Genomic DNA, 21,627 nt, shown 5'->3' with positions numbered 1-21,627 from the left:
GCAGCGACGCACGTGACGTCGGCAGGCACCACCCGGGAGGTCCCCATGCCCGAACTGCGTGTCGTGGCCGTCTCCAATGACGGCACACGACTGGTGCTCAAGGCTGCGGACAGCACGGAGTACACGCTTCCGATCGATGAGCGTCTCCGGGCTGCCGTGCGCAACGACCGTGCGCGCCTGAACCAGATCGAGATCGAGGTGGAGAGCCACCTCCGCCCTCGCGACATCCAGGCCCGCATACGAGCCGGCGCCTCCGCGGAGGAGGTCGCTCAACTCGCGGGCATCCCCGTCGACCGGGTACGCCGGTTCGAGGGCCCCGTGCTCGCGGAGCGCGCGTTCATGGCGGAGCGCGCCCGCAAGACTCCCGTGCGCCGCCCCGGCGAGAACACCGGTCCGCAGCTCGGCGAGGCCGTGCAGGAACGGCTGACGCTGCGCGGGGCCGACAAGGAGTCCGTGCAGTGGGACTCCTGGCGCCGTGACGACGGCACCTGGGAGGTCCTGCTGGTCTACCGGGTCGCGAGCGAGCCGCACTCGGCGAGCTGGACGTACGACCCGCCCCGCCGACTGGTCGTGGCCGTGGACGACGAGGCCCGCTCCCTGATCGGCGAATCGGACGACCTGCCCGCGACGCCCGAGCCCAGCTTCCCGTTCGTGCCGAGGATCGCGCGCCTGCCGCGCGACCGGCCGCTCGACCGTGCCCTCGACCGCCAGATGGAGCGACCCGCCCCACCGCCGGAACCGGAGGAGGAGCGGGACACCCTGACCAGTCTGCTGGAAGCGGTGCCGAGCTTCCGCGGCGACATGGTGGTTCCCGAACGCGTCGACCTGCCGGCCGAGGAGCCGGAGGTCGAGGAGGCGCCGGCCGCCTCGGCGGGAGCCGGCACCGCGTACGCCGACGTCCTGATGCCGCGTACGGTGGCGGGCCACCGCGATCGGCTGACCGGCATCACCGACCGGCAGGCCGAGGCGGACGGCGTCCGTCCGGGCCGGCGCGCCGCGGTGCCGAGTTGGGACGAGATCGTCTTCGGCACCCGGCGCAAGAAGCAGGAGTAGCCGTCGGGAGCGCGGCGTACGCGGCGCTCCCGATGCCGTACCTCCCCCGCTCAGGTCCCGTCGGGCGTCGGGCCCGTGGCCACCGGGCGGGCCGGGTCCGAGGACCAGTCCGACCAGCTGCCCGCGTACAGCGCGGACGGGATGCCGGCGACGTCCAGGGCCAGCACCTCGTGTGCGCCGGAGACCCCCGACCCGCAGTAGACCCCTACCGGGGCGTCTCCCGCTGCCCCGAGCGCCTCGAACCGCGCGCGCAGCGACGCCGCGGGCAGGAACCGTCCGTCCGCGTCCACGTTCTCCGAGGTCGGAGCGGACAGCGCGCCCGGTACGTGACCACCCACCCGGTCGATCGGCTCGACCTCGCCCCGGTACCGCTCCCCCGCCCTGGCGTCCAACAGGACACCCGAACGGGCCAGCGCGGCCGCCCCGTCCCCGTCGAGGACCTCCAGCGCGCCAGGGTTTGGCTTGAAATCACCCTCCGTGGGGGTGGCTGCGTCGGCCGTCACCGTACCTCCGGCCGCCGTCCAGGCCGACAGGCCCCCGTCCAGGACTCGAACGCCCGTGTGCCCCGCCCAGCGCAACAACCACCATGCCCGGGCGGCGGCCCAGCCCTGCCCGCCGTCGTACACGACCACCGGCACGCCGGCGCGCACCCCGGCCCGACGCATCACGGCGCCGAACTCCTCCGGGTCCGGCAGCGGATGGCGTCCGCCAAGTCCCGTCGTGCTCACGGGGCCTGCCAGTTCGCGGTCCAGGTCCACGTACACCGCGCCCGGCAGGTGTCCCGCCTCGTACGCGGGCCGCTGGTCGGGGCCGCCCAGTTGCCAACGGATGTCCAGGAGCACCGGTGGCGTGGTTCCGGCCAGTTCGCTCATCAGTTCGGAAGCCGAGAGAATCGCAGTCATGGGGCACATCCTCCTCCCCACCCCGGCACCCCGTGTAACAAGCCGGACATCAACGCGCCGCGACGGGCCGCACTGATTCGGTCATCTCTACTCCGCTCCCGGGAAACGCGGCCCGGTCGGGGCGCGCCGAACCCCTCGGAGTGGAAGCATCACTTCGAGGACAGGCCCACGACGGAGGAGACGGCTGACATGACCGAGGCAGCGAAGGCAACCAGGCGTGAGCCCGGTACACCGTGCTGGGTGAGCCTGATGGTGCACGGCCTCGGCCCCACCGAGGAGTTCTACGCCGACCTCTTCGGCTGGGAGTACCAACCGGGCCCGGAGCAGTTGGGGCCCTACGTCAGAGCGGTCCTCGACGGCCAAGAGGTGGCCGGCATCGGCGAGATGCCCCCGGACCGGCACCTGCCGGTCGCCTGGACCACGTACCTCGCCACGGACGACGCCGATGCCACGGCCGAGTCGATCCGCGCCTGCGGGGGGACGGTCGCGGTGGGCCCGCTGGACGCCGGCATCGCTGGCCGGGTGGCGATCTGCTCCGACCCGCTCGGCGCCATCTTCGGCATCTGGCAGGCCGGCAGCCACCTCGGCACGGCGCTGCACGGATCCCCCGGCACCCCGGTCTGGAACGAGTTGATCACGCAGGACACCACGGCGGTCGGCAAGTTCTACGAGCACGTATTCGGCCACGAAGCCCTCCAACACCCGGACGCGACGGATGACTTCGACTACCTGACGCTGCGCCTGGACGGCTTGCCGGTCGCCTCCGTGCACGGGGTGGGCCGCTCACTGCCGCACGACCGGGGCCCGCACTGGATGACGTACTTCGAGGTCGAGGACACCGACGCGGCCGCGGCCCGGGTGGCCGACCTCGGCGGCCGTGTCGTCCAACCGCCCCGCGAGGGGTTCAACGGCCGACTGGCCACGGTCGCGGACCCGGAGGGGGCCGTCTTCACCCTGATCCGCTCCCGCCACTGATGCCCCGCCGACCCCCCGGCGGCGCGGGCGCCCCGGGCCGCGCGCGGGTCAGGCGTGGTTGACCGGGAGGACGTCCGGGGAGAGGGCGCCGGCGTGGGCGGCGGCCGAGGTCATGCGCTTGCGGTGGTGGCGGCGGCAGAGGACCTCGTAGCCGATCTCTCCGGCCGGGCGGTTCACGTCGCCGACGACGACCTGGGCACCCTCGACGACCATCTCGCCGTCTATCGTCCGGGCGTTGTGGGTGGCGCGGGCCCCGCACCAGCACAGGGCCTCGACCTGGAGCTGCTCGATCCGGTCGGCGAGCTCGATGAGGCGCTGCGAGCCGGGGAAGAGTTTGGTGCGGAAGTCCGTGGTGATGCCGAAGGCGAAGACGTCCATGTCCAGGTCGTCCACGATGCGCGCGAGTTGGTCGATCTGGTCGGGCGCGAGGAACTGGGCCTCGTCCACGATCACGTAGTCCGCCTTGCCGCCCTTGGACAGCTGGTTCACGAGGTACGCGTACAGGTCCATGCCCTCGGTCGCCTCGACGGCCTCCGTGACCAGGCCCAGGCGGGAGGACAGCTTGCCCTCGCCCGCGCGGTCGTCACGGGTGAAGATCACGCCCTGGAGACCGCGCGCCGATCGGTTGTGTCCGATCTGGAGCGCCAAAGTACTCTTCCCGCAATCCATGGTGCCGGAGAAAAATACCAATTCGGACATCAGAGGAGGGTGACCTTTCGGGGCGGGCAGACCGTGGGGCAGCGGTGGTCGGCGGCCCCTGCGTGGGATGGCGGATTCCCCGGCGAGTCGGTGCTCTCTCCGCAGTCCGTCGTTCCGGAGGAGAACACCAGCTCGGGCATGGGAAGTACGGGACCTTTCGGGTCTGCGGCAGGGTAGCGGGGTGGGCGGTGGCGGTGGGGCGCGTGGGTCAGGTGCGGATTTCCAGGAGCGGGACCAGTTGCTCGGCCGCGGTCATGGAGCCGTGCATGCCGACGAGCGCCGACTCGTTGGGCTCGTTGCGGGACGCGGTGATCGCGACATCGGCGTGGGCGGCGGCGACGACGTCGCCGATCCGGCCGAGCACTCGGTCGTCGCACTCCCCCGGGGCGCCGAACCAGCCCAGTTCCAGGGCCTCTTCGCGGCTCGCGATCCAGAAGCGGTCCCCGAGCACCTCGCGCCACACGGTGAGCACGTCGGCTTCCGCGCCCGGCACCGCGTAGACGTGTCGGGCTCGTCCCTCGCCGCCCAGCAGGGCCACGCCCGCGCCCAGTTCCCAGTCCTCGTCGAAGTCGATCCGCGAGTCCTCGTCGAAGGGGACGTCCACCATGCCGTGGTCGGCGGTCACGTACAGGGCGGTGCGCGGCGGCAGTTGCTCCGCCAGGCGCTGCACCAGCCGGTCCACGTGCATGAGTTGGCCGCGCCAGACGTCGGAGTCGACGCCGTGCCGGTGACCGGCCCCGTCGAGTTCGCTGTAGTACGTGTAGACGAGCGAGCGTTCGCCGGCGGCCAGTTGGATGGCCGCGAGGTCCATCCGCTCCTCGCCGGTCATCCGGCCGTGGAAGGTGCCGCCGCTCAGCGCGATCTTGGTGAGCGGGGTGGACTGGAAGCCCGGCGCGGACACCTGCGCGGTGTGCACGCCTGCGGCGTCGGCGAGCTGGAAGACGGTGGGGTACGGCTGCCAGGTCTTGGGCTGGGTCCACGGCTGCCAGCGGAGCTGGTTCATCAGTTCGCCGGAGGCCGGGTTGCGCACGGCGTAGCCGGGCAGGCCGTGCCGGGCGGGCGGCAGACCCGTGCCGACGGAGGCCAGCGAGGTCGCGGTGGTCGCCGGAAAGCCCGAGGTGATCGGGAGACCGGTGCCGCCGCGCGAACCGGCGAGCAGGGAGGCCAGGTACGGGGCCTCCTGCGGGTGGGCCTTGATCTGCTCCCACCCCATGCCGTCGACCAGGAACACGCAGTTCCGGTCGGCCGGGGTCAGCTCGGCGATGCCGGCGGCGAGGCCGGGAACGCCCTGGCCGGCCGCGAGGGTCGGCAGCAGGTCGGCGAGCGAGCCGGTGCCGTAGTGCGGGACGGGGGCGCCGGCGAGGTCCAGCAGCTCGGGCTCGTCCCAGTTCGCGGGTGCGGAGGAGAACATCAGCGGCCGGCGGCGGGCGAGGCCGCGGTGGCCTCGGACAGTGCCTGGGCGAAGACCAGGGTCTGGCGGACCGTCTCCGGGCCGTCACCGGCCTCGCTGACCCGCAGGCTGAGGTCGTCCGCGGTGGAGTTGCCGGTGTAGCCGTGGTCGGAGTCGCAGTTCGGGTCGCCGCAGGCGGCGGGCTCCAGGTCGATGCGCGAGACCGCGCCCCAGCCGATGGTCAGCACGACCTCGCGCGGCAGGGTGCCGGCGGTGTACGACTCGGGGTTGGCCACGACGCGGCTGAGCACCACCGAGGAGATGCTGCCCAGCTTGACCGACTCGGTGGACGTCGTCGCGTACGGGGAGGGCGACCCGGCGTCGGCGGCCTGCTCGTCGGTGTGGCTCACGATGAAGCGGTTGCCGGTGAGGACCAGGACCGTGACGTGCCGGCGCACCTCATTGGAGTCGAACGTCGTCTCCTGGTGCACCAGGTACGACGAGATCGGCTCGCCACCCACCGCGGCCTCCACGGCCTCGGCCACGAGGGTCGGGTAGTAGCCGCTGCGCTCGATCGCCGCGCGCAGCCCCTGGGTCGTCGTACCGGATTTCGCCATGAGGTCCATCTTAAGGCCCGTCCGGGGCAGCCGGACCGCGCCGGACCGGTCCTAGTAGCTGGGGAGGGTCCGCGGTCCGAGGTCGGTGCGGGCGGGCGGTCGGGCCACGCGGACGGTGGCGCTCAGCACGGAGAGTCCCTCCGTGGCGACGACGACCGGTTCCAAGGACACTCCGATCACCTCGGGGTGGTCGTGGACCAGCCGGGACAGGCGCAGGAGCAGCTCCTCCAGCGCCGGGGTGTCGACGGGGTCGCTGCCGCGCCAGCCGAAGAGGAGGGGTGCGGCGCGGATGGACCGGATCAGGGCGGCCGCGTCCCGGTCGGTGGCCGGGACGAGGCGGTGGGCGGTGTCGCCGAGCAGCTCGGAGGGGACGCCGGCGAGGCCGAAGGAGAGGACGGCGCCGGCGGCGGGGTCGATGACGCAGCGCACGACGGTGTCGACGCCGCGGGGCACCATCGCCTGGACGACGGGGAGCAGCTCGGCGGGCTTGCCGAGGGCCTCGGTGAGTTCGTGGTAGGCGCGGCGCAGCTCCGCCTCGGTGGTCAGGCCCAGGCGTACGCCTCCCAGGTCCGCGCGGTGGCGCAGGTGCGGGGCGGTGGTCTTCAGCGCCACCGGGTAGCCGAGCGTGCGGGCGGCCCGCACGGCGGCGTCGGCGTCGGGCGCGGGCAGGGTGGGCAGCACCCGGATCCCGTAGCGGGCGAGGAGGGCTCGGGCGTCGGCCTCGTCGAGGGTGATCGCGGAGTCCGCGGCGCCGGCGAGCAGGGCGGCGAGCTGCGCGGCGGCCCCGGCCTCGTCGATGTCCTCGTACTCGGGCACCTGCCCGGCGTCGGCGAGGGAGCGCCGCCACTGTGCGTACCGCACGGCTTCGGCGACGGCGCGCACGGCCCGCTCGGCTGCGGGATAGGCCGGGATCCGCCCCTCGCCGGCGGTGCTGGGGCGGGCGGCGGGGTCGGCCGCCGAAGCGGCGTCGGCCGGTCGCGGGGCACTCGCGGACGCGGCCGGGGCGGCGGGGGCGGCGGGGGCTCCGGCGGCCGGTGTGGGCCGGCCGGGCACGGCCGGAGTGGTGGGGACTCCGGCGGCCGGTGTGGTCGGGCCGGGCGCGGGCGGGGTGGTCGGTGGGCGGGGCGCGACGGTGCCGGCGGCCGTCGAGAGGGCCTCGGCCAGCGCGCCCAGCTCGACGTGCACCACCGCCACCGGCTTGCCGGGGTGCCGGGCGACGGCGTCGCGCAGCGCGCCCGCGAGGTCGTCGGCCGGCGCGTTCTCCCCCACCCAGGGGATCGCCGTCACGACGACCGCGTCGCAGTCCGGCGAGGCCAGCGCGTCGGCGAGGGCCGTACGGAAGTCCTCGGGCGTGGCGGCGGTGGTCAGGTCCAGCGGCGGCAGCGGTCGCAGCCCCCGCGTCAGGCAGGCGTCGTAGGTGAGCACGCCCAGCGATTCGGAGTTCCCGAGGATCGCCACGCGCGGGCCGGCGGGCAGCGGCTGCCCGGCCAGCAGCAGCCCCACGTCGACCAGTTCCGTGACCGTGTCGACCCGGATGACGCCCGCCTGCCGGAGCAGTTCCGAGACGGTGGATTCGGGCAGCCGGGTCCCGGGGACCACGTGTCCGGCCGGGGTGTGCCGGCCGCCCCGGGCCACGACCACGGGCTTGACGGCGGCCGTGCGGCGGGCGAGGCGGGTGAACTTGCGGGGGTTGCCCAGGGTCTCCAGGTACATCAGGGCCACGTCGGTGGACTCGTCGTCGTACCAGTACTGGAGGATGTCGTTGCCGGACACGTCGGCCCTGTTGCCGGCCGAGACGAACGAGGACAGCCCCTCGCCGCGCCGCAGCAGTCCCGACAGCAGGGCGATGCCGATCGCGCCGGACTGGGTGAACAGGCCGATGCGGCCGCGGGCGGATGCCGGGGTGGGGGCCAGTGAGGCGTTCAGCTCCACGTCCGGCGCCGTGTTGATGACCCCGAACGCGTTCGGGCCGATCAGTCGCATCCCGTACGACCGGATTTGCCGGACCAGTTCGCGCTGCCGTTGCAGCCCGGCCGGGCCGCTCTCGCCGTATCCGGCGGACAGCACCACCAGCCCCTGCACGCCGTGCTCCCCGCACGCGCGGACCGCGTCCGGGACCCGGTGCGCCGGGACGGCGACGACGGCGAGGTCGACCGGACCGCCGATGTCGGCGACGGTGCGGTAGGCGCGTACGCCGTCCAGCAGATCGGCGGAGGCCGCCTCGTTGACCGCGTACAGGTGTCCGTGGAAGCCGGTGTCCCGCAGGTTGCGCAGCGCCGCGGCGCCCACGCCGCCGCCGGAGCGGCTGACTCCGATCACCGCCACCGAGCCGGGGGCCAGGAGCCTTTGGACGGAGCGGGCCTCGGCGCGCTGTTCGCGGGCGCGCTGCACGGCGAGGGACTCGGCGGTGGGTTCGAGGTCGAGGGTGAGGCGGACGGCGCCGTCCTCGAAGCTGCGCTTCTGCTGGTACCCGGCGTCCGTGAACACTTTGATCATCTTGCCGTTGGCGGGCAGCACCTCGGCGGCGAACCGGTGGATGCCGCGCTCCCTGGCCACCGCGCCGATGTGTTCGAGGAGGGCGGAGGCGACGCCGCGGCCCTGGTGCGCGTCCTGGACGAGGAAGGCGACCTCGGCCTCGTCGGCCGGTGCGGACGCGGGCCGGCCGTCGGGGCCGATGCGGTCGAAGCGGACGGTCGCGATGAACTCGCCGCCGATGGTCGCCGCGAGGCCGACGCGGTCCACGTGGTCGTGGTGGGTGAAGCGGTGCACGTCGCGGTCGGAGAGCCGGGGGTACGGGGCGAAGAACCGGTAGTACTTCGACTCGTCGGAGACCTGTTCGTAGAAGCTGACCAGGCGTCCCGCGTCCTCGGTGGTGATGGGCCGGATCCGGGCGGTGCCGCCGTCGCGCAGCACGACGTCCGCTTCCCAGTGGGCCGGGTAGGAGGGGTCCGACTCGATGGTCATGGGCACACCCTAAGGGGAGGACCGGCCGAACGGTGCGTGCGCGGCGTGTGCGGCACGGAGGGGCAAATCAGTGCAAGCTGGGGAGGGTCGAACGGCGGTGGATCCGGGTCGAAGGTCGGTCCGAGCATTCCGGGTGTCGTGAGAGACTGGTCTAGACAACCGCTAGCACCTGAAGGGCATCACCATGGCAGAGCGCCGCGTCAACGTCGGCTGGGCCGAGGGCCTGCACGCTCGTCCCGCCTCGATCTTCGTCCGCGCGACGACCGCTTCCGGCGTCCCGGTGACCATCGCGAAGGCCGGCGGCGACCCCGTCAACGCCGCTTCCATGCTGGCGGTTCTGGGCCTCGGTGCCCAGGGCGGCGAGGAGATCGTCCTCGCGTCCGAGGCCGAGGGCGCCGACGCCGCGCTGGACCGCCTCGCCAAGCTCGTCGCCGAGGGCCTCGACGAGCTCCCCGAGACGGTCTGACCCTTCGGGTCGTTCACACGTGGCGAAGCCGCGGCCCCCGACGCACCCGGGAGCCGCGGCTTCGTCGTTTCCGGCCCCGGGCCGGCGCGCCCGGCACGGCACGGCACGACCGGCGCGACACAGCACGACCGACACGACACGGCACGGCCAATGGCTCGCGGCGAATGCGGCACGCGGAATTCCGGGACGACGAATGGGGCGTCGCGCATTCCGTGGCGGAATCGACCCACGAAGACGACCCACCGAAATCGAGCGATGGAAATCGAGCGGCGGAAATCGAGCGACTGATTTCGGGGCACCCGGGCCCTCCGCATATCCGTCCTTTGTATACGGCTCCTGTTAATGCGGACCGCTCGCCATGTTTACGGCAGGTTGCGAAGTCCTCACGCGCCGCCGGTGCGCCCCGGCCGCGCGCTCGGTGTGCAGGGCCGTCAGGGACCGGGCCCGCTCGGCGTCGCCGCGCGCCACGGCGTCCACGATCGCGCCGTGCTCGGCCCAGGAGTCCACCGGGCGCGCCGGGGCCTCCACCGAGAACATCCAGGTGATCTTGTGGCGCGTCTGCGTCAGCAGGGCGATCAGGCCGGGACTCGCGGAGGCCTGGGACAACGTCTCGTGGAACCAGCCCCCCAGGGCCCGCAGATCCTCCCCCTGGCCCCTCCTGGCCCGCTCCTGGCCCAGCCTGACCAGGCCGCGCAGCACCTTCAGGTGCGCCTCGGTGCGACGGCGGGCGGCCCGCGCGGCGGCGAGGGGCTCCAGCAGGACGCGCAGTTCCAGGAGGTCCGCGGCCTCCTGCTCGGTCGGCTCGGCCACGCAGGCCCCGGCGTGCCGGCGGGTCGTTACGAAGCCCTCGGACTCCAGGGTGCGCAGGGCCTCGCGGACCGGGACGCGCGAAACGCCGTAACGACGGGCCAGCACCTCTTCGGTGAGGCGACCGCCGGGTCCGAAGACCCCGGAGATGATGTCGTCGCGGATTGCTGTGCATACCGCGTGCGCAGGAATTCGCAAGACCGGACCTCCGCTTGATTTCGTGACCGTGCCGCGACTCTATTGCAACACACGATAATTTCCGAGGACGGCCCTTGATGTGAAACATTTTCCCGCCAACGCGAAAGGCCCCGGCTCGATGAGCCGGGGCCTTCGACGAAGAGGTGCGGAGCGGGTCAGACGGTGACGCCGTGCGAGCGCAGGTACGCGAGCGGGTCGATGTCCGAACCGTACTGCGAGCCGGTGCGGGCCTCGAAGTGCAGGTGCGGGCCGCTGGAGTTGCCCGTGGAGCCCGACAGGCCGATCTGCTGGCCCGGGGTGACCTGCTGGCCGACGGAGACGTCCAGCGAGGACATGTGACCGTACTGGGTGTACGTGCCGTCGTTGTGCTTGATGACGACGTTGTTGCCGTACGCGCCGCCGTTGCCGGCCTCGACGACCGTGCCGGCGCCGACGGCGTGGACCGAGGTGCCGGACGCCGCGTGGAAGTCGATGCCCGTGTGGCTGCCGGAGGACCACATGCCGCCGCCCGCGTGGTACTGCGTGCTGACGTAGGAGCCGTCGACGGGAGCGACGAAGGTGTTGAGGCGCTTGCGCTCGGCCTCGCGGGCCGCACGCTCGGCGGCCTCGCGCTCGGCCTTCTCCTTGGCCTCGGCGAGGCGCTTGGACTCGGCGGCGCGCTGCTTGGCGTCGGCCTCGGCCTGGGCCTTCGCGGCGGTGATGTCGGCGGCGCGCTGCTGCGACTCGGCCTGGGTCTCGATCTCGCCCTGCAGGTCCTCGGCGACGACGACGGCGTTGAGGCCGGTGTCCTCCACCGTGGAGGCGGCGGGCTGGTCCGCGGCGAACGCGGGGCCGGCCAGCGTGCCCACGACGCCGGTGGTGGCGAGGGCGGCTATACCGGCGTAGCCGGCGGTCTTGCGGCTCAAACGGCTCGAACCACGGTGCTTACCGGCGACACGACTGCTGCCAAACGCCATGAAGAGGTTGATCCTTTCCTTCCTTCTCGCCTACCGGGTTAGCTGACGGGTTCGGAGCAGGAAGGTCTCCTACGGGCCCCCTCTTGCGAGGCGGTCCGATTCACCCCAGGGACACATGTGGGTCCCCGGCTCCCCAGGCTCGCGCCTGACGGGGACTCGGCGATCGCTGTCCGGTGCCGCGGGTGCGGCGGGCACAACTGACGAACAGCACGGCCGACGCTAGGCGGATCTTCAGTCAATCGCCAAACAGGTGCGCGCTTTTGTTACCTACGCCACACCACATACAAGCAACCTCACCACTAAATGGACAAAAGGGGCCCCGGCGACAAGTCGCCAGGGCCCCTTCGATTTCAGGTCAGTTGCCGACCACGGTCACATCGCCGATCCCCAGCGCCCGCACGGGCTCCGCGATCTGCGACGCGTCACCCACCAGGATCGTCACCAACCGGTCCACGGGGAAGGCGTTGACCACGGCCGACGTGGCCTCCACCGTGCCCGTCGCGGCGAGTTGGGCGTACAGCCGGGCCTGGTAGTCGTCCGGCAGCTCCTGCTCCACCTGGTCGGCCAGGGTGCCCGCGACCGAGGCGGCCGTCTCGAACTTCAGCGGGGCCACACCCACCAAGTTCTGTACCGCGACGTCCCGTTCGGCGTCGGTCAGACCCCCCTCGGCGAGGGTGCGCAGCACCGTCCAGAGATCGCCCAGCGCGGGGCCGGTGTTCGGGGTGTCCACCGAGCCGCTGATGGCCAGCATGGACGCGCCCTTGCCGTCGGCGGTGGAACGCAGCACCTGCCCGAAGGCGCGCACGCCGTAGGTGTACCCCTTCTCCTCGCGCAGCACCTTGTCCAGGCGGGAGGTGAGGGTGCCACCGAGGCAGTACGTGCCGAGCACCTGGGCCGCCCAGACGCGGTCGTGACGGTCCGCGCCGATCCGGCCGATGAGGAGCTGCGTCTGGACCGCTCCGGGGCGGTCCACGATCACCACGCGGCCCGTGTCGTCGGCCGTCACCGGCGGCACCGGCAGCGGATCGGCGGAATTGCCGGTCCAGGCGCCCAGGGTGTCCGCCAGCACGGCGTCCAGGTCGATCCCGGTCAGGTCGCCGACGACCACCGCGGTGGCGGTCGCGGGGCGTACGTGGGCCTCGTAGAAGGCGCGTACGGCACCGGAGTCGATGCGGGCGACCGTCTCCTCCGTGCCCTGGCGGGGCCGGGAGATCCGCAGGTCGGCCGGGAAGAGCTCCTTGGAGAGCTGCTTGGCGGCGCGGCGCTGCGGGTTGGCCGACTCGTGCGGGATCTCGTCGAGGCGGTTGCGCACCAGCCGGTCGACCTCGCTGTCGGCGAAGGCCGGTGCGCGCAGTGCCTCGGCGAGCAGGCCGAGGGCCTTCGCCAGGCGGGAGGCGGGAACCTCCAGCGAGACCCGCAGGCCCGGGTGGTCGGCGTGCGCGTCCAGGGTCGCGCCGCAGCGCTCCAGCTCCGCCGCGAACTCCTCGGCGGAGTGCTTGTCGGTGCCTTCGGACAGGGCGCGGGCCATGATCGTGGCCACCCCGTCCAGGCCCTCGGGCTCCGCGTCGAGCGGCGCGGCGAGGTTGATCTCGACGGCGATCACCTGCTGCCCCGGACGGTGGCAGCGCAGCAGGGTCAGGCCGTTGGAGAGCGTGCCGCGCTCGGGGGCCGGGAAGGCCCACGGCCTGGCCTCGCCGGCCTCCGGCCGGGGGTGGAAGCTCATCGTGACGGCTGCGGTGTCGCTCACTGCTCCGCCCCTTCGTTCTCGTCGGACTCGTCGTTCTCGTCGGACTCGTCGGTCGCCAGGGGCTCGTACACGAGCACCGCGCGGTTGTCCGGACGCAGTCGGGCGGCGGCCACGGCCTGCACCTCCTCGGCGGTGACGTCCAGGACGCGGCCGACGGCGGTCAGGGCGAGCTGCGGGTCGCCGAACAGCACCGCGAAGCGGCACAGTTCGTCGGCGCGGCCCGCGACCGTGCTCAGCCGGTCCAGCCACTCCCGCTCCAGCTGGGCCTGGGCGCGTTCCATCTCCTCGGCGGTGGGGCCCTCGGCGGCGAACCGCGCGAGTTCCTCGTCCACGGCCGCCTCGATGGCGGGCACCTCGACCCCGCTGGAGGTCTTGACGTCCAGCCAGCCGAGCGACGGCGCACCCGCCAGGCGCAGCATGCCGAATCCGGCGGCCACGGCGCTCTGGTCGCGGCGGACCAGGCGGTTGTGCAGCCGCGAGGACTCGCCGCCGCCGAGGACGGTCAGCGCCACGTCGGCGGCGTCGCACTCGCGGGTGCCGTCGTGCGGCAGCCGGTAGGCGGCCATCAACGCGCGGGCCGGGACCTCCTCGACGATCTCCTCGCGCAGCTGGCCGCCCATGACCTCGGGCAGCGAGCCGTCGCGCGGCGGCTGCTTGCCGTCGTGCGAGGGGATGGAGCCGAAGTACTTCTCGACCCAGGCGAGCGCCTGCTCGGGGTCGATGTCACCGACGACCGAGAGCACCGCGTTGTTGGGCGCGTAGTACGTGCGGAAGAAGTGGCGCGCGTCCTCCAGGGAGGCGGCGTCCAGGTCGGCCATGGAGCCGATCGGGGTGTGGTGGTACGGGTGGCCCTCGGGGTACGCGAGGGCGGTCAGCCGCTCGAACGCGGTCCCGTACGGCACGTTGTCGTACCGCTGGCGCCGCTCGTTCTTGACGACGTCGCGCTGGTTCTCCATGGACTCGTCGTCCAGGGCGGCCAACAGCGAGCCCATCCGGTCCGCCTCCAGCCAGAGGGCGAGCTCCAGCTGGTGGGCCGGCATCGTCTCGAAGTAGTTGGTGCGCTCGAAGCTGGTGGTGCCGTTCAGCGAACCGCCGGCGCCCTGGACGAGCTCGAAGTGCCCGTTGCCGGGTACGCTCGCGGACCCCTGGAACATCAGGTGCTCGAAGAGGTGAGCCAGACCGGTCCGGCCCTTGACTTCGTGGCGCGAGCCGACGTCGTACCAGAGGCAGACCGCGGCGACCGGGGTCAGGTGATCCTCGGAGAGCACCACGCGCAGGCCGTTGGCCAGCCGGTGCTCGGTCGCTGTCAGGCCGCCGGAGCCGGCCTGGGCTGTGGCCGTGTGACCCATGGGCATGTGGTCCCTTCGATCGCGATGCAGAGATTTCTGTCAGACCTGCCACTGTATGCAAGCGCGTCGACCACCGGAGAAGTTCCCGGGTTCACTCCTGGGTCGGAGTCGGCGTTGTCGGTGCCTCGGGACACAATGGTCCGCGTCACCACCGTCCGGAAGACCGACCCAGCCTTCCGGCCACAGCCCGTCAGTCCCCGTCAGACCCCGAGTACACCCCCCTTTCATGGTTAAGGAGCCGCGCAGCGATGGCCCGCCGCAGCACGAAGACCCCGCCGCCGGAGGATTTCGAGGAGAAGATCCTCGACATCGACGTCGTCGACGAAATGCAGGGCTCCTTCCTCGAGTACGCGTACTCGGTGATCTACTCCCGCGCCCTGCCCGACGCCCGTGACGGCATGAAGCCGGTGCACCGGCGCATCGTCTACCAGATGAACGAGATGGGCCTGCGCCCCGACCGCGGCTACGTGAAGTGCGCGCGCGTCGTCGGCGAGGTCATGGGCAAGCTGCACCCCCACGGTGACGCGTCGATCTACGACGCACTGGTGCGCATGGCCCAGCCCTTCTCCATGCGGCTGCCGCTGGTCGACGGCCACGGCAACTTCGGTTCGCTCGGCAACGACGATCCGCCGGCCGCGATGCGTTACACCGAGTCGAAGATGGCCGACGCCGCGTCACTGATGACGGACGGCATCGACGAGAACACCGTCGACTTCGCCGCGAACTACGACGGTCAGGAGCGCGAGCCGGCCGTCCTGCCGGCCGCGTACCCGAACCTGCTGGTCAACGGCGCCTCCGGGATCGCCGTCGGCATGGCCACCAACATGGCCCCGCACAACCTCGGCGAGGTCATCGCGGCCGCCCGCCACCTGATCCGGTACCCCGAGGCGGACCTGGAGGCGCTGATGCGCTTCGTGCCGGGTCCCGACCTGCCGACCGGCGGTCGCATCGTGGGCCTCGCCGGCATCAAGGACGCCTACGAGAACGGTCGAGGCACCTTCAAGATCCGCGCGACCGTGGCCGTGGAGGACGTGACCCCGCGCCGCAAGGGCCTGGTCGTCACCGAACTGCCCTTCACGGTCGGCCCCGAGAAGGTCATCGCGAAGATCAAGGACCTGGTCGGGTCCAAGAAGCTCCAGGGCATCGCGGACGTCAAGGACCTCACCGACCGTTCGCACGGCCTGCGCCTGGTCATCGAGATCAAGAACGGCTTCCACCCCGAGGCCGTCCTGGAGCAGCTCTACAAGCTGACGCCGATGGAGGAGTCCTTCGGCATCAACAACGTCGCGCTGGTCGACGGCCAGCCGCTGACGCTGGGCCTCAAGGAACTGCTGGAGGTCTACCTCGACCACCGCTTCGAGGTCGTCCGGCGGCGCAGCGAGTTCCGGCGGGGCAAGCGGCGCGACCGACTGCACCTGGTCGAGGGGCTCCTCGTGGCGCTCCTCGACATCGACGAGGTCATCCGCCTCATCCGGGACAGCGACAACTCCGCCCGGGCGAAGGAGCGCCTGATCGAGCGCTTCTCGCTCAGCGAGATCCAGACCCAGTACATCCTGGACACCCCGCTGCGCCGGCTCACCCGCTTCGACCGGATCGAGCTGGAGTCCGAGCGCGACCGGCTGGCCGGCGAGATCGACGAACTGACCGGCATCCTGGACTCCGACAACGAGCTGCGCAAGCTCGTCTCCTCGGAACTGGCGGCGGTGGCCAAGAAGTTCGGCACCGAACGCCGGACGGTGCTGCTGGAGTCGGCGGGCACGGCCATCGCGACGGTTCCGCTGGAGGTCGCCGACGACCCGTGCCGGGTCCTGCTGTCGTCCACGGGTCTGGTGGCCCGTACGGCGAACGCCGAGCCGCTGCCCGAGGAGGAGGGCGGGTCCCGTGCGAAGCACGACCTGATCATCTCGCAGGTGACCGCGACCGCCCGCGCCGACGTGGGCGTCGTCACCTCCTACGGTCGTCTGCTGAGGCTGTCGGTGATCGACCTGCCGCAGTTGCCGGACACCCACGCCGCACCGAACCTGGCGGGCGGCGCACCCGTCACGGAGTTCCTCACCGGGCTGGAGGCGGACGAGACGGTGGTCTGCCTGCTCTCGCTGGACGAGTCCTCCCAGGGCCTGGCCCTGGGCACGGAGCAGGGCGTGGTCAAGCGGGTCGTGCCGGACTATCCGGCGAACAAGGACGAGCTGGAGGTCATCACCCTCAAGGAGGGCGACCGGATCGTCGGAGCGGTCGAGTTGCGCACGGGCGAGGAGGACCTGGTCTTCATCACCGACGACGCCCAACTGTTGCGCTACCCGGCGTCCCAGGTCCGTCCGCAGGGCCGTCCGGCGGGCGGCATGGCGGGCATCAAGCTCGCCGACAACGCCAAGGTGATCCACTTCTCCGCCGTGGACCCGGCCCGGGACGCCGTGGTGTTCACGGTGGCGGGCTCGCACGGCACGCTGGACGATTCGCTGTTGTCGGCGAAGCTGACCCCCTTCGACCAGTACCCGCGCAAGGGCCGGGCCACCGGCGGCGTGCGCTGCCAGCGGTTCCTGAAGGGCGAGGACGTGTTGGTGCTCGCGTGGGCCGGAGGCGCCCCGGTCCGGGCGTCCTCCAAGAACGGGGCACCGGCGGCGCTGCCGGCCGTCGACCCGCGCCGTGACGGGTCCGGTACGGCGTTGCCCGCTCCCGTGGGGGCGCTGGCGGGCGGCGCCCTGTAGGGCCCCTCGCGAGGTGCGGCGACTGACGTGTCAGGCGCCGGGGCGTGCGCGGTGCGGGGTCTTCGGACCGCGCACCCCGCACGCCCATTAGTGTTTTCTTGATACATGCCGGTGGGGGCGGGAGAGCGGATCTGATGAGTCGTCGGTCGAGCGGGTTGATCGGGGTCTGGGCCGAGGCCCAGCGCCAACAGCAGCGGACTCAACTGATCCAGCAGCGCGAGGCCGAGCGCAGGCAGCGCGCCCACGAGCGGGACGTGGCCCGCGGGCAGCGGGAACAGCAGGCCGCGTACAAGCAGCACCGCGAGGCCGAGGCCCGGCGCCGGACCGAGCGGCTCGACGCGGAAGTGGCCGTGCTGCAAGGGCTGTTGGCGGCCGGCTGCCGGGCGCCGGCGTTCCGTATGGCCGCCCTGGTCCGCTCCGAACGACTGGAGCCCTTCAACCCGGGCACGCTCGCCCACCCCGTGCCGATGCCACACCTCCAACAGTTCCAGCAGCAGAACGGCGGCTGGGGCATCGGCTCGAACCGGCGGGTGCAGGCGGAACGCGAGGCGCACGAGCGGTACACCCAGGCCTGGCAGGCGGCCCACGCCGCGGAGCAGCGACGCCTGGAACAGCTGGCCGCCTACCGACGGCAGTACGACGAGTGGGCGGCCGGGCAACTCGTCGACATCCGCGCGCACAACAGCGGACTGGGCGAACTGGCCGATGCCCTGCGGGCCGGGGACGCCGAGGCCGCGGTGGAGTACTTCTCGGCGGCGCTCTACTCCTCCACGGCGTGGCCCGAGGACCTGCCGAGGCAGGTGTCCGCCGCGTACGACCCGGCGGCGCGGCAGCTGGTGCTGGACTGGGAACTGCCCCGTCACCAGGTGGTGCCCGAGGCCAAGTCGGTGCGTTACGTGCCGAGCACGGACCAGGACAAGGAGACCGCCAGGCCGGCCGGCCAACGCCGGGCCGTGTACCGGGACCTGCTGGCGCAGTGCGTGCTGCTGGTGCTGCGCGAGCTGTACGCGGCGGACGAGTTCGGCGCGCTGGACTCCGTGGTGGTCAACGGTTTCGTGGACGACCACGATCCGGTGACCGGCCGAGAGGCGCAGATCGTCCTGGCCACCGTGCTCGCGGCGCGCTCCGACTTCACCGGGCTGCGCCTGGAGCAAGTCAGCGCGGTGGACTGCCTCGTCGACGGGCTGCGCGGACAGCTGTCGACACGGCCCGACCAGCCGGCCGCCGTACGGGCGGGCCGCAGGCCGGGCGAGGTCGGCGCGGTCGTCAGCCACGGCGGGCACGCGGGCGGCGGCGCGGAGGAACCGGACCTCTTCACGATGGACCCCATCGCCTTCGAGAACCTGGTCGCCGAACTGTTCCGGGCGATGGGCATGGAGGCGGTGACCACACAGCGGTCCGGAGACGGCGGGGTCGACGTGGAGGCACTGGATCCGGCCCCGATCCGCGGCGGTCGGATCGTCGTGCAGGTCAAGCGCTACCGGAACACGGTCCCGCCGACGGCGGTGCGGGACCTGTACGGCACGGTTCAGGACGCGGGGGCGAACAAGGGGGTGCTGGTCACCACCTCGTCCTTCGGACCCGGGTCGTACGCCTTTGCCAACGGCAAGCCGCTGGAGTTGGTTCCCGGGGTGGAACTGGTGGACCTGTTGCACCGGTACGGGCTCCGGGGGCGCCTCGGCGGAGCGGCGACCGGCCCGGCGGCGCGGACGTCGGCCGCGGCCGCGGCCTCTCCTTCGGATCCGGCCCCGGCTTCTGCCTCTGCCTCTGCTTCTGCTTCTGCTTCTGCTTCTGCTTCAGAGGCGGTCACGGTCGCCGTCTCGATGCCCGCGTCGGTACCCGCCCAACGCTCGGCCGCGGCCTCGGCGAGCGATCACAACATCCTCGGCATGGTCTGGTCGGGCGGCGTCGCGCTGGATGTGTGCGCGCTCGTCTGCGAGGGGAACCGGGTGCTGAGCGAGGACCACTTCGTGTTCTTCAACAACCCGCGCACACCGGACGGTTCGGTCCGCTCCCGCGACCGGGCCGCCCCCGACAAGGCCGCGGTCGAGGTCGACTTCGACGGGCTGCCGGGGCGCGCCGACCGCCTGGTGCTCGCTGCCGCCATCGACCCGCAGGTCAACCCGGACGCCGACCTGGCGGGCTTCACCGACGCCCGGATCCGCCTCCTGGCCCCGGACGGCCGGGAGATCGACCAGTTGGAGGTCTCCGACGGCCGGGCGGGCGAGACCGCCCTGGTGCTCGGTTCGTTCCGGCGCCGACCCAACGGCGACTGGAAGTTCGTGATCGGCGGCAAGGGTTACCGGGGCGGTCTGGAGGACCTCTTGCGCGAGTACGGCATCGAGGTCGCCTAGGACCCGGGCACGGAATCGGGGGCGGGGTCGGGGTCGGGGTCGGTCGCGAGGGTCGGGTCCGGGTCGACCGCCGGGTCCGGGTCGACCGCGGGGTCGGCCGCGGGGCCCCGGTCCTCGCCCCGCGGGGGCCGGGCCACGTAGCGCAGGACGCCCCACATGCTCTCCGGGCCCGCGAGATGTGGTCGCGGCTCGCGGCAGGCCTCCAGTTCGCGGAGCAGGGCGGGGCCGTCCGTGCCCGAGCCGATCAGGACGAGCCGGGTGAGCCGTGGTTCGCCCCGCCCCCAGGGGCCGGGGGCGAAGCGGAGGAAACGGCCGACCGCGTGGACCTCGTAGCGCTCCTCGTGGCCGGGGACGCCGAAGTGGACGAAGCCCTTGATCCGGTAGAGCCCGGCGGGACGACGGTCCAGGAAGTCGATGAACCGGCGTGGGCTCAGGGCCTGCTCGGAGACGAACTCGACGCTCTGGTAGGCGGCGTGCGCGTGACCCGCGTGGTCGCCGTGTTCCCGTGAGCCGTGCTCCCGCTCGCCGTCGGCCGCCTCCGCCAGCAGGTCCTCGAAGGAGAGCTGGCCGCGCGTTCGCGTCCAGGGGCGGCCGTCGAAGAGCAGCTCCGGGTCGATGCGCCCGTGATCCGCGCCGATCACGGGGGTTCCGGGCGCGCAGAGGCCGGCCAGTTCTGCTTCGATGCGGGCGCGCTCGGCCGGGTCCACCCGGTCGATCTTGTTGAGCACCACCAGGTCGGCGACGCCGAGGTGGCGGTCGGTCTCCGGGTGCCGGGCCCGGGTGGCGTCGAACTCCGCCGCGTCGACGACCTCCACCATCCCGCCGTAGCGGATGGCCGGGTTCTCGCTCGCCATCAGCATGCGGATCAGCTCCTGGGGCTCGGCCAGCCCGCTCGCCTCGATGACGATGACGTCGATCCGGTGGACGGGCGCGGAGAGCTTCTCCAGGTAGGCGTCCAACTCGCTGCCGTCGACGGCGCAGCACAGGCATCCGCCGCCGAGCGAGACCATGGAGTCGCCGAGCTGACCGGCCACCGACATGGCGTCGATCTCGATGGAGCCGAAGTCGTTGACGACCACCCCGATCCGGGTGCCGCCCCGGTTGGCGAGGAGGTGGTTGAGCAGGGTGGTCTTGCCGGATCCGAGGAATCCGGCGAGGACCACGACGGGGATGGTGGGGTGGGACTGCCTGCTGTTCACCCGGTCGATGGTAGCCGGCGGGGAGCGGTGACGGCTCAGCCGAGCGTCGGGACCGGTTGCGGCGGGGTCGGCCCGGTGTAGCGGGCGGCCGGGCGGATGATCTTCGAGTCGGCGGCCTGTTCGAGGATGTTGGCGCTCCAGCCGACCACACGGGCGGCGCAGAAGGTGGGGGTGAACATCTCGCGCGGGAGCCCGCAGAGTTCCATGACCACGCCCGCGTAGAACTCCACGTTGGTGTGCAGTTCCCGACCCGGCTTCAGCTCGGCCAGGATCGCCTCCACCTGCTGTTCGACCTCGACGGCGAAGTCGACGAGGGGGCCGCCGAACCGGTGCGCGATGCCGCGCAGCATGCGCGAGCGCGGGTCCTCGGTGCGGTAGACGGGGTGCCCGAAGCCCATGATCCGGTCGCCGGCGCGGACCCGTTCGCGGATCCAGGGCTGGATCCGGTCGGCCGTGCCGATGGCGTCGAGCGTGTCGAGGGCCCGGCTGGGGGCGCCACCGTGCAGCGGCCCGGACAGGGCTCCGATCGCCCCGGTCAGGCAGGCCGCGACGTCGGCGCCGGTGGAGGCGATCACGCGGGCGGTGAAGGTCGAGGCGTTGAACCCGTGGTCGATGGTGGAGATCAGGTACTGCTCCACCGCGCGGGCCGCGACCGGGTCGGGTTCGTGCCCGGTGAGCATGTACAGGTAGTTGGCCGCGTACGGGAGGTCGTCGCGCGGTTCCACCGGCTCCAGCCCCTGCCCGAGCCGGTGCAGGGCGGTGAGCAGGGTCGGGACCGCCGCGCAGGCGGCAAGGGCGTCGGCGGCCCGGCGGGCGGGGTCGAGGTCGTAGACCGGGCGGAAGCCGGCGGACGCGCCCAGCAGCGAGAGCGCGGTGCGGAGCCCGGCGAGCGGCCCGGACAGGGCGGTGGCGCGGGCGAGGCCGGGCAGGGCGCCCCGCACCTCGGCGGGGAGTCGGCGCAGGGGGGCGATCTCGGCGGCGAAGGCGTCCCGCTCGGCGAGGTCGGCGGGCAGCGTGCCGCGGAACATCAGGTGCCACACGTCCTCGAAGCTGCGGTTCTCCGCGAGCTCGACGGCCGAGTACTGGCGGTAGTGGTAGAAGCCTTCACGGCCTCGGACGTCACCCAGTGCGGTTTCGGTGACGACGACTCCCGCGAGACCGCGGGGTACTTCGACGGTGGTGTTCATGGATCGACCATCGATGATGGATTGAATCCTTGTCAATATTGATTTAATCAACCTATGTA

At 72.3% G+C, this 21,627-nt stretch carries 16 protein-coding genes and 1 riboswitch; of the genes, 5 read left to right on the top strand and 11 right to left on the bottom strand.

The annotated features are described in order from the left end of the window. Positions 1–45: 45 nt before the first annotated feature. Positions 46–1,053: a septation protein SepH gene (gene sepH / locus ACIRO3_RS29405; RefSeq protein ID WP_404141764.1), complete on the top strand. Its 1,008-nt coding sequence runs from the start codon at positions 46–48 to the stop codon at positions 1,051–1,053. Positions 1,054–1,103: 50 nt separating this feature from the next. Here the strand turns inward: sepH and ACIRO3_RS29400 are convergent, their stop codons facing one another. Next, a complete protein-coding gene (locus ACIRO3_RS29400) occupies positions 1,104–1,955 on the bottom strand; it encodes a sulfurtransferase (RefSeq protein ID WP_404141763.1) in 852 nt (283 codons plus the stop codon). A 189-nt stretch (positions 1,956–2,144) separates the two neighbouring features. Between ACIRO3_RS29400 and ACIRO3_RS29395 the strand changes: the two genes are divergently transcribed. Beyond that, positions 2,145–2,930 (top strand): VOC family protein, encoded by a 786-nt coding sequence (locus tag ACIRO3_RS29395; RefSeq protein WP_361773343.1) that lies wholly within the window; start codon positions 2,145–2,147, stop codon positions 2,928–2,930. Positions 2,931–2,978: 48 nt separating this feature from the next. On the opposite strand, the gene ACIRO3_RS29390 is transcribed toward ACIRO3_RS29395, so the two are convergent. From ACIRO3_RS29390 to ACIRO3_RS29375, 4 genes are all read right to left on the bottom strand, one after another. After that, on the bottom strand, positions 2,979–3,629 hold the full coding sequence (locus tag ACIRO3_RS29390) for a thymidine kinase (protein WP_365998577.1): 651 nt from the start codon (positions 3,627–3,629) through the stop codon (positions 2,979–2,981). A 208-nt stretch (positions 3,630–3,837) separates the two neighbouring features. After that, positions 3,838–5,040, bottom strand: a complete 1,203-nt coding sequence (locus tag ACIRO3_RS29385) for a nucleotide pyrophosphatase/phosphodiesterase family protein (protein WP_361773352.1) — start codon at positions 5,038–5,040, stop codon at positions 3,838–3,840. After that, positions 5,040–5,636 carry a DUF5998 family protein gene (locus ACIRO3_RS29380; RefSeq protein ID WP_053676318.1) on the bottom strand — a complete coding sequence of 199 codons (597 nt, stop codon included), beginning with the start codon at positions 5,634–5,636 and terminating at the stop codon, positions 5,040–5,042. The genes ACIRO3_RS29385 and ACIRO3_RS29380 overlap by 1 nt, the downstream gene beginning before the upstream one ends. Before the next feature lie 51 nt (positions 5,637–5,687). Beyond that, positions 5,688–8,600 (bottom strand): GNAT family N-acetyltransferase, encoded by a 2,913-nt coding sequence (locus ACIRO3_RS29375; RefSeq protein WP_404141761.1) that lies wholly within the window; start codon positions 8,598–8,600, stop codon positions 5,688–5,690. A gap of 184 nt (positions 8,601–8,784) precedes the next feature. Here ACIRO3_RS29375 and ACIRO3_RS29370 point away from each other — a divergent pair, with 184 nt between their 5' ends. Then, the gene (locus ACIRO3_RS29370) at positions 8,785–9,066 is read left to right on the top strand and encodes an HPr family phosphocarrier protein (RefSeq protein ID WP_361773359.1); all 282 of its coding nucleotides are present in this window, start codon (positions 8,785–8,787) and stop codon (positions 9,064–9,066) included. Between the two features lie 339 nt (positions 9,067–9,405). On the opposite strand, the gene ACIRO3_RS29365 is transcribed toward ACIRO3_RS29370, so the two are convergent. The 4 genes from ACIRO3_RS29365 to ACIRO3_RS29350 form a co-directional block, all read right to left on the bottom strand. Then, the gene (locus tag ACIRO3_RS29365; protein WP_404141758.1) at positions 9,406–10,071 is read right to left on the bottom strand and encodes a GntR family transcriptional regulator; all 666 of its coding nucleotides are present in this window, start codon (positions 10,069–10,071) and stop codon (positions 9,406–9,408) included. 155 nt (positions 10,072–10,226) lie between these two features. Further along, a complete protein-coding gene (locus tag ACIRO3_RS29360; RefSeq protein WP_361773365.1) occupies positions 10,227–11,027 on the bottom strand; it encodes a M23 family metallopeptidase in 801 nt (266 codons plus the stop codon). Positions 11,028–11,039: 12 nt separating this feature from the next. Further along, positions 11,040–11,199: riboswitch (cyclic di-AMP (ydaO/yuaA leader) on the bottom strand. A gap of 183 nt (positions 11,200–11,382) precedes the next feature. Next, positions 11,383–12,750, bottom strand: coding sequence for a pitrilysin family protein (locus ACIRO3_RS29355; RefSeq protein ID WP_361773614.1), 1,368 nt, complete (start codon positions 12,748–12,750; stop codon positions 11,383–11,385). Between the two features lie 20 nt (positions 12,751–12,770). After that, entirely contained in the window at positions 12,771–14,123 is a 1,353-nt protein-coding gene (locus ACIRO3_RS29350; RefSeq protein WP_366148428.1) for a pitrilysin family protein, read from the bottom strand. Between the two features lie 248 nt (positions 14,124–14,371). On the opposite strand from ACIRO3_RS29350, the gene ACIRO3_RS29345 reads away from it, so the two are divergent. Continuing rightward, positions 14,372–16,828: a DNA topoisomerase (ATP-hydrolyzing) subunit A gene (locus ACIRO3_RS29345; protein ID WP_404141756.1), complete on the top strand. Its 2,457-nt coding sequence runs from the start codon at positions 14,372–14,374 to the stop codon at positions 16,826–16,828. Between the two features lie 134 nt (positions 16,829–16,962). After that, on the top strand, positions 16,963–19,182 hold the full coding sequence (locus tag ACIRO3_RS29340; protein WP_404141754.1) for a restriction endonuclease: 2,220 nt from the start codon (positions 16,963–16,965) through the stop codon (positions 19,180–19,182). Here ACIRO3_RS29340 and ACIRO3_RS29335 read toward each other — a convergent pair. Together ACIRO3_RS29335 and ACIRO3_RS29330 are read right to left on the bottom strand one after the other, a co-directional pair. Next, a complete protein-coding gene (locus ACIRO3_RS29335) occupies positions 19,179–20,381 on the bottom strand; it encodes a CobW family GTP-binding protein (RefSeq protein WP_404141752.1) in 1,203 nt (400 codons plus the stop codon). The two genes, ACIRO3_RS29340 and ACIRO3_RS29335, sit on opposite strands and share 4 nt — an antisense overlap. A 35-nt stretch (positions 20,382–20,416) precedes the next feature. Beyond that, positions 20,417–21,568, bottom strand: a complete 1,152-nt coding sequence (locus ACIRO3_RS29330) for a citrate synthase (RefSeq protein ID WP_404141750.1) — start codon at positions 21,566–21,568, stop codon at positions 20,417–20,419. Positions 21,569–21,627 lie beyond the last annotated feature (59 nt).

Source organism: Streptomyces sp. NPDC102278, assembly GCF_044766345.1.
Taxonomy (GTDB): domain Bacteria; phylum Actinomycetota; class Actinomycetes; order Streptomycetales; family Streptomycetaceae; genus Streptomyces.
This window is presented reverse-complemented; position numbering and strand designations above follow the sequence as displayed.

What these genes read in the sequence shown, in the direction of transcription:
- ACIRO3_RS29390 (WP_365998577.1), bottom strand. Translation starts at nt 3,629, where the DNA reads ATGTCCGAATTGGTATTTTTCTCCGGCACCATGGATTGCGGGAAGAGT.
- ACIRO3_RS29400 (WP_404141763.1), bottom strand. Translation starts at nt 1,955, where the DNA reads ATGACTGCGATTCTCTCGGCTTCCGAACTGATGAGCGAACTGGCCGGA.
- ACIRO3_RS29380 (WP_053676318.1), bottom strand. Translation starts at nt 5,636, where the DNA reads ATGGCGAAATCCGGTACGACGACCCAGGGGCTGCGCGCGGCGATCGAG.
- ACIRO3_RS29385 (WP_361773352.1), bottom strand. Translation starts at nt 5,040, where the DNA reads ATGTTCTCCTCCGCACCCGCGAACTGGGACGAGCCCGAGCTGCTGGAC.
- ACIRO3_RS29375 (WP_404141761.1), bottom strand. Translation starts at nt 8,600, where the DNA reads ATGACCATCGAGTCGGACCCCTCCTACCCGGCCCACTGGGAAGCGGAC.
- sepH (WP_404141764.1), top strand. Translation starts at nt 46, where the DNA reads ATGCCCGAACTGCGTGTCGTGGCCGTCTCCAATGACGGCACACGACTG.
- ACIRO3_RS29330 (WP_404141750.1), bottom strand. Translation starts at nt 21,568, where the DNA reads ATGAACACCACCGTCGAAGTACCCCGCGGTCTCGCGGGAGTCGTCGTC.
- ACIRO3_RS29355 (WP_361773614.1), bottom strand. Translation starts at nt 12,750, where the DNA reads ATGAGCTTCCACCCCCGGCCGGAGGCCGGCGAGGCCAGGCCGTGGGCC.
- ACIRO3_RS29350 (WP_366148428.1), bottom strand. Translation starts at nt 14,123, where the DNA reads ATGGGTCACACGGCCACAGCCCAGGCCGGCTCCGGCGGCCTGACAGCG.
- ACIRO3_RS29395 (WP_361773343.1), top strand. Translation starts at nt 2,145, where the DNA reads ATGACCGAGGCAGCGAAGGCAACCAGGCGTGAGCCCGGTACACCGTGC.
- ACIRO3_RS29340 (WP_404141754.1), top strand. Translation starts at nt 16,963, where the DNA reads ATGAGTCGTCGGTCGAGCGGGTTGATCGGGGTCTGGGCCGAGGCCCAG.
- ACIRO3_RS29360 (WP_361773365.1), bottom strand. Translation starts at nt 11,027, where the DNA reads ATGGCGTTTGGCAGCAGTCGTGTCGCCGGTAAGCACCGTGGTTCGAGC.
- ACIRO3_RS29345 (WP_404141756.1), top strand. Translation starts at nt 14,372, where the DNA reads ATGGCCCGCCGCAGCACGAAGACCCCGCCGCCGGAGGATTTCGAGGAG.
- ACIRO3_RS29370 (WP_361773359.1), top strand. Translation starts at nt 8,785, where the DNA reads ATGGCAGAGCGCCGCGTCAACGTCGGCTGGGCCGAGGGCCTGCACGCT.